Origin of the sequence: Streptomyces sp. NPDC057253 (assembly GCF_042669125.1) — a bacterium.
Lineage (GTDB): Bacteria > Actinomycetota > Actinomycetes > Streptomycetales > Streptomycetaceae > Streptomyces.
Genome location: NZ_JBHUXV010000246.1, coordinates 1 through 6,512 on the forward strand (window position 1 = coordinate 1; position 6,512 = coordinate 6,512).

5 protein-coding genes are annotated in these 6,512 nt (G+C 66.3%); all 5 read left to right on the top strand.

The genetic code is table 11. The annotated features are described in order from the left end of the window. The first annotated feature begins 141 nt into the window (after positions 1 to 141). Positions 142 to 3,378, top strand: a complete 3,237-nt coding sequence (locus tag ACFULQ_RS48200) for an amino acid adenylation domain-containing protein (RefSeq protein WP_383557948.1) — start codon at positions 142 to 144, stop codon at positions 3,376 to 3,378. A 178-nt stretch (positions 3,379 to 3,556) separates the two neighbouring features. After that, entirely contained in the window at positions 3,557 to 3,970 is a 414-nt protein-coding gene (locus ACFULQ_RS48205; RefSeq protein ID WP_383557951.1) for a GntR family transcriptional regulator, read from the top strand. Further along, positions 3,967 to 4,869, top strand: coding sequence for an ABC transporter ATP-binding protein (locus tag ACFULQ_RS48210; RefSeq protein WP_383557954.1), 903 nt, complete (start codon positions 3,967 to 3,969; stop codon positions 4,867 to 4,869). Before ACFULQ_RS48205 ends, ACFULQ_RS48210 begins: the two co-directional genes overlap by 4 nt. Then, entirely contained in the window at positions 4,866 to 5,855 is a 990-nt protein-coding gene (locus tag ACFULQ_RS48215; protein WP_383557956.1) for an ABC transporter permease subunit, read from the top strand. The genes ACFULQ_RS48210 and ACFULQ_RS48215 overlap by 4 nt, the downstream gene beginning before the upstream one ends. A gap of 81 nt (positions 5,856 to 5,936) precedes the next feature. Beyond that, positions 5,937 to 6,458: a GtrA family protein gene (locus tag ACFULQ_RS48220; protein ID WP_383557959.1), complete on the top strand. Its 522-nt coding sequence runs from the start codon at positions 5,937 to 5,939 to the stop codon at positions 6,456 to 6,458. Positions 6,459 to 6,512 lie beyond the last annotated feature (54 nt).

Below are 6,512 nucleotides of genomic sequence, written 5' to 3' on the forward strand. Positions count from 1 at the left end.
CAGGCCCGCCTGGGTGTGCCGCGTGCGGAGCATGAGCGGTACTTCGCCGAGCTGTTGGGCGATGTGGAGGAGACCACGGCCCCGTACGGCCTGCTGGACGTCCACGGCGACGGCAGCGGTGTGGTGCGCGCGCACCTTGTCGTGGATGAGGAAGTCGGCGGACAGGTGCGGGAAGCGGCGCGTTCGCTGGGTGTGAGTGCGGCGACGGTGTTCCATCTGGCGTGGGCGCGGGTGCTGGCGGCGGTCAGTGGCCGGGATGACGTCGTCTTCGGGACCGTCTTGTTCGGGCGGATGAACGCCGGAGCCGGCGCGGACCGCATACCGGGGCTGTTCCTGAACACTCTGCCGGTGCGGGTGCGGGTGGGATCGTCCGGCGTGGGCGAGGCGTTGTCGGACCTACGGCATCAGCTTGCAGAGCTCCTGGTCCACGAGCACGCCCCGCTAGCCGTGGCGCAGCAGGCCAGCGGCGTGGCGGGCGGCAGCCCACTGTTCACCTCGATCTTCAACTACCGGTACAGGCAGAACGTGAACGCGCTGACCGGGCAGGAGAAGGGCGCCACCGGGCTCGAGGGAATCCGTACGGTGCGGACACGTGAGGTGACCAACTACCCGGTGACCGTGGCCGTCGATGACGCTGGAACCGGATTCGGTCTCACGGTCGACGCGGTGGCAGCGGTGGATGCGGAGCTGATCTGCCGATTGCTGCACACGTGCCTGGGCAGCCTGGTGGCCGCTTTGCAGGATGCTCCAGACCGCCGGTTCGCGGCGGTGGACATTCTGGATGCGGGCGAGCGTCGTCGCATGCTGACGGAGTGGAACGACACGGACGCACCGGTCGCGGTAGGGACTGTTCCGGATCTGTTCGAGGCTCACGTGGCGCGTGCTCCCGAGGCGGTGGCCTTGGTGTCGGGGCATGTCGAGGTGTCGTACGCGGAGCTGGAAGCCCGTGCGAACCGGCTAGCCCGGTACTTGACCGGCCTGGGGGTCGGTCCGGAGTCGCTGGTCGGCGTGTGCCTCAAGCGCGGTGTAAACCTGCAGGTGGCGCTGCTGGGTGTGCTGAAGGCAGGCGGTGCGTACGTGCCGCTGGACGCGGAACATCCGGCGGAGCGTATCGCCTACGTGATGCAGGACGCCGGTGTGGAGATCGTGCTGACCTCGGAGACCCTTTCCAAGGTGGTACCTGCTGGGGACTCGCTGATGGTGGTGCTGGACGATGCGGACGTCGCCGCGGAGGTGGCAGCGCTCGACGCCGCGGCGCTCTCGTGCGACGAGCGCGGCCTGCTGCGACCGGAGCACCCGGCATACGTGATCTACACATCTGGCTCGACGGGGCGGCCGAAGGGCGTGCTGGTCTCGCATGTGGGTGTGGCGAGCCTGGTGGCGGGCCATGTGCGATACCTGGGGGTTGGCCCGGGGGCGAGGGTGGCGCAGTTCGCGTCGGCGGCCTTCGACACCTTCGGGTGGGAGTGGCTGATGGCTCTGCTGTCGGGGGCGGCGTTGGTGGTGGTCCCGGGTGAGCGGAGGCTCGGCCCCGCGCTGCCGGAGTTCCTGACCGAGGCCCGGGTGACACACGCGACGCTGCCACCGGCTGTGCTGGCGACCCTCGACGAGACCTCGATCAGCACGGATACGGTTCTGGTGGTGGCGGGCGAGGCGTGCCCGCCGGAAGTGATGGCGCGTTGGGCGCGGGGCCGGGCGATGTTCAACTCGTACGGACCGACAGAGACCACGGTGGATGCGACGCTTTGGCGTTGCGACGACAAGGCATCAACGGTCCCGATCGGTTCACCGGTGGTGAATACCCGCGTGTACGTGCTGGACGAGCATCTGGAGCCGACACCGGTGGGTGTTGCCGGCGAGCTGTATGTGGCCGGCGTGGGACTGGCCCGTGGCTACGTGCGGCGTGCAGGACTCACGGCGGAGCGCTTTGTCGCGAATCCGTTCGCCGCGGACGGATCGCGGCTCTACCGGACCGGAGACCGGGCACGGTGGACGGCCGAAGGGCAGCTAACCTTTGCCGGCCGTGCGGATGACCAGGTGAAGATCCGTGGCTTCCGGATCGAACCGGGCGAGATCGAGTCGGTGCTCGACGGCCATCCGCAGCTGAGCCAGGTCGCGGTCCTCGCGCGCGAGGATGCCCCAGGTGACAAGCGTCTGGTCGCCTATGTCGTTCCGGCCGATGGAGACTCCGAGTACGGCGCACTGGCCGGATCCGTAAGGGAGTTCGCGGCCGAGTGGCTGCCGACGTACATGGTGCCGTCGGCGGTCGTGGTACTGGATGCGCTGCCGTTGACGGTGAACGGCAAGCTCGACCGCAGGGTTCTGCCCGCGCCTGTATACACGGCGGGGTCCGTCGTAGACCCGTCGCGGAGTCGAGGTCCAGCCGGCCTGCTCGAGGAGGCGGTGTGCGAGGCCTTCGCTCAGGTTCTCGGCGTGCCGGCATTCGGCGTCGACGATGATTTCTTCGCGTTGGGAGGGCACTCGCTCCTGGCGGTGACGCTGATGGAGGAACTCCGGGCCAGGGGCGTGTCGGTGTCGATGCGCGATCTGATCACCAATCCCACGCCGGCGCGACTGATGAGCACGCTGAACCTGTCGTCCGTTCAGGACGCGCTGGGCGGACTCCTCCGGATCCGGACCGGCGGTGCCAAACCCGCCTTCTTCTTCGTTCATCCCGGAGGCGGCTTGAGCTGGTGCTACCTGCCTTTCGCCCGCTCCATACCGGACGACCATCCGCTGTACGGGCTCCAGGCTCCGGGGATCGACGGCAAGGGCGAGCTGTCGCGGTCCGTGGCGGAGATGGCTGCCGGGTACGTCGAGCAGATCCGCTCGCTGCAGGAGACCGGTCCCTACTACCTGGTGGGCTGGTCCTTCGGGGGGACTCCGGCGCATGAGATTGCCGTACGGCTGCGCGCCGAGGATGAGGAAGTGTCGCTGATCCTCATGGACGCCTATCCGCCGGGCCGACTGGACGCTCACGGTGCTGGAGAGCATGCGCCGGACAGGGAGAAGGAAGCGGACGATGGGAGCGGCGCCGAGCTCGACGACAACACCGAGCTGGTCCGCAGGATCCGTGCCGACCTGGGCCACCTTCTCACTGGCTTCACGGATGAGGAACTCGAGCTCATGGCACGCGCGTACCGCAACAATGCGGTGATCAAGGCGGAGCATGTGTACGGCCGGTTCGACGGGAATGCGCTGCTGCTCGTCGCGGAGCAGGGCAAGCCGGCGAGCTTCCGCCCGACCGCACCATGGGAGCCCTACATCACCAAGGAGATGTCCGTCGTCCGTCTGCCCAGCGAGCATTCGGACATGGTCCAGCCAGACGTGCTCGCGTCGGCATGGGAGGTCATGTCGCAATGGCTGCGCTCGCAGTGACGGTGAACCGAAGCTTGAGGTAGCTCTCGACGCGTCCTGACAGTCGACGAGGCCCCGTCCGAACGAACGGTTCGGACGGGGCCTCGTCGTGTCCCACCAGTCCTGCGCTGTGCACAGCCGTCACGTCTCTCGAATTCTCAACGCCGCTAGCTACCTATTGTGCTAGGGTCCTAGTTAAATGAAGGAGGGAGGGGATAGCGCCTTGATCGACTTTCACGTGGACGTTCAGACCGGCGTGGCGCCGTACGCGCAGCTGGTTCAGCAGGTCCGCCAGGCTCTGCGGCTGGGCCTGCTGAACGTGGGGGACCAGCTGCCCACGGTCAAGGAAGTCGTCGCCAAGGTGGCGATCAACCCCAACACCGTCCTCAAGGCCTATCGAGAACTCGAGCATGAGGGCCTTGTGTCACCACGTCCGGGAGTCGGGACCTTCGTGACCCGGACCCTCACGGATGACTCTCTTGCGGCGCACGAGCCGTTGCGTCAGGAGCTGCAGCAATGGCTCGACAAGGCGTACCGCGCGGGGCTCGACGCAGAGAGCATCGAGGCTCTCTTCATGACCACATTCCGAACTGCCGTAAAGGTGAGGAAATGACGCTCGTCCTTGAGGCCGACGGCCTCGGCAAGCGGTACGGACGCCATCAGGCTCTGACCGACTGCAATCTGAAGATTCCGATGGGCCGGGTCATCGGTCTCGTCGGCCCGAACGGCGCCGGCAAATCCACACTTCTGGGGTTGACCTGTGGGCTGGTCAAACCGACCGAGGGCAGCATCAAGGTGCTCGGCAGCGAGCCGGCGGACAGCGCGGCGCAGTTAGCGCGTGTCGGCTTCGTGGCGCAGGACACCCCGGTCTATGCGAACCTGACCATCGCCGAGCATCTCCGGATGGGCGCCAAGCTGAATCCGCGCTGGGACCAGGAACTAGCCGAGCGGCGGATCCGGCAGCTCAACCTCGGCTTCGACCAGAAAGCCGGAGGTCTCTCCGGGGGGCAGCGTGCCCAACTCGCCCTGACTGTGGCAGCCGCGAAACGGCCAGAGCTGTTGATCTTCGACGAGCCGGTTGCAGCCCTGGACCCGCTGGCCCGGCGCGGGTTCCTGCAGAACCTCATGGAGTTCGTGGCGGAGCTCGAGGCCAGCGTCATGCTTTCCTCGCACCTGCTCGGCGACCTGGAGCGGGTCTGCGACTACCTGATCGTCATGGGCTCGGGTCGCGTTCAAATGGCCGGTGAGGCCGATGACCTCGTGGCCCACCATTACCGCCTGGTGGGAGCGCCCGGAGACTTCGACAACCTGCCTCCGGAGATCGAGGTCATCCAGGCCGAGCACGCCACCCGGCAGAGCACGCTGATCGTGCACTCACCCGGGCCGATCCCCTACTCCATTTCGGGGGCCTCACATCTCGATCTCGAGGACATCATCCTCGCCTACATGAGCCGAGCGGCAAACGCTTCCCTGGCGGGGACGGCTCCGAAGTCGCTGGAGGCACACCGATGATCTGGCTCACCTGGCGTCAGTTCCGTGTCCAGGCGCTCACAGCTGCGGGTGCCCTGGCCGCCATCGCGATCTACATCGTCATCCTCGGGATGCAGATCCGGAGCTCCTACGACAGTGACGTTGCGGGATGCACCTCCAACTGCTCATCCGCCAGACAGCACTTTCTGGGGCAGTACGAGAGTCAAGTCATTCTTGTCAGCGTTGTACTCGTGGTGGTCCCCGCGATCATCGGGATCTTCTGGGGCGCACCACTGATCACGCGTGAAGTGGAAACAGGCACTCACCGTCTGGTCTGGAACCAGAGTGTGACCCGAAACCGCTGGCTCACCGTCAAGCTCGCGTTCATCGGCCTGGCAAGTGCGGCTCTGATCGGCCTCCTCAGCCTGCTCCTCACCTGGGCTGCCAGCCCGTACGACGAGGTGGAGGGCAACAGGTTCGGTGCCCTGTCCTTCATCTCCCGGAACATCACCCCGATCGGCTACGCCCTCTTCGCCTTCGTCCTGGCGACCGCGATCGGTCTCCTGGTACGTCGCACGATGCCGGCCATGGCGATCACCCTCGGGGTTCTCGCGGCCATCCAGATCGTGGTGCCCTTCGCCGTCCGACCGCACATTCAGCCACCCGTCAAGGAGACGGTGGCCATGAGCGGTGACATCTCCCAGAGCCCGAGCATCAACATCGGTAGCAGTGGGGTCAATGTCGTGGACTTCGCGATCCCGGGTGCCTGGGTACTGGATTCCGAGAATGAACTGCTCGACGCGCAGGGCAAGCAGGTCACCGAATCCGAGATCAGCGACTGTTCCTCCGGCTCGAACTACGCGGAGGAAGTGGCCTGCATGGGCAAGAAGAACCTGCACTTCAATGTGAGCTACCAGCCCGCGGATCGCTACTGGACGTTCCAGTGGATCGAGCTGGCCGGATACCTCGTGCTCGCCGGACTGCTGGCCCTCTTCTGCCTCAAGCGGATCCGCCACCCTCTCATCTGAGACCGCCAACAGGTGGCGCACTGACAGTCGGGTCACCGACCAGCACGTCGGCTGGTCGCTGACCCGACTGCTGTTTCCCGGATGGTCACCTACGAGGGGAGAGCGGTTCCTATGGTCCGGGTCGGCGTCTTTGCTCGCTTTGTGCTCTGCGGTGGCGGTTTGGGGATCGCCTCCAGCGCCGCGGTGCCCCTTCTCGCGATGCAGATGCCATGGGTCTTGGCCAACGCACTGATCACTGTCGCGGCAACCATCCTCGCCACCGAACTCCATGCCCGCTTCACCTTCGGATCGGGACAGCGCTGCGGAATACGTCGCCACGTGCAGTCCGCCACTACAGCGGTGGCCGCGTACATGGCCACGACCGCGGCGATGCTCGTTCTGCATCCCACCCCCGGCACGCTGCACGAGCAGGTGGTGTACCTGACAGCATCGGCGCTGGCCGGACTCGGCCGGTTCGCACTGCTTCGCCTCTTCGTGTTCGTGACGGCGTCGGGTGTCGTAGCGGTGCAGCCAACGGAACGCGTCGATGCTCTGCGGCAGGCGTCGTCGAACGCCAGCCGACGCAGGCGGAGTGAAGCGAGGCCGATGCCGGTGGCCAGGTAGAGGAACTTCCCGCCATCCACGGGGAGATGGGTGATATCGCAGACACACCTGTGG

Excerpts from the sequence above, each read along its gene's own strand:
- ACFULQ_RS48220 (WP_383557959.1), top strand. The coding sequence starts at position 5,937 with ATGGTCACCTACGAGGGGAGAGCGGTTCCTATGGTCCGGGTCGGCGTC.
- ACFULQ_RS48205 (WP_383557951.1), top strand. The coding sequence starts at position 3,557 with ATGAAGGAGGGAGGGGATAGCGCCTTGATCGACTTTCACGTGGACGTT.
- ACFULQ_RS48210 (WP_383557954.1), top strand. The coding sequence starts at position 3,967 with ATGACGCTCGTCCTTGAGGCCGACGGCCTCGGCAAGCGGTACGGACGC.
- ACFULQ_RS48215 (WP_383557956.1), top strand. The coding sequence starts at position 4,866 with ATGATCTGGCTCACCTGGCGTCAGTTCCGTGTCCAGGCGCTCACAGCT.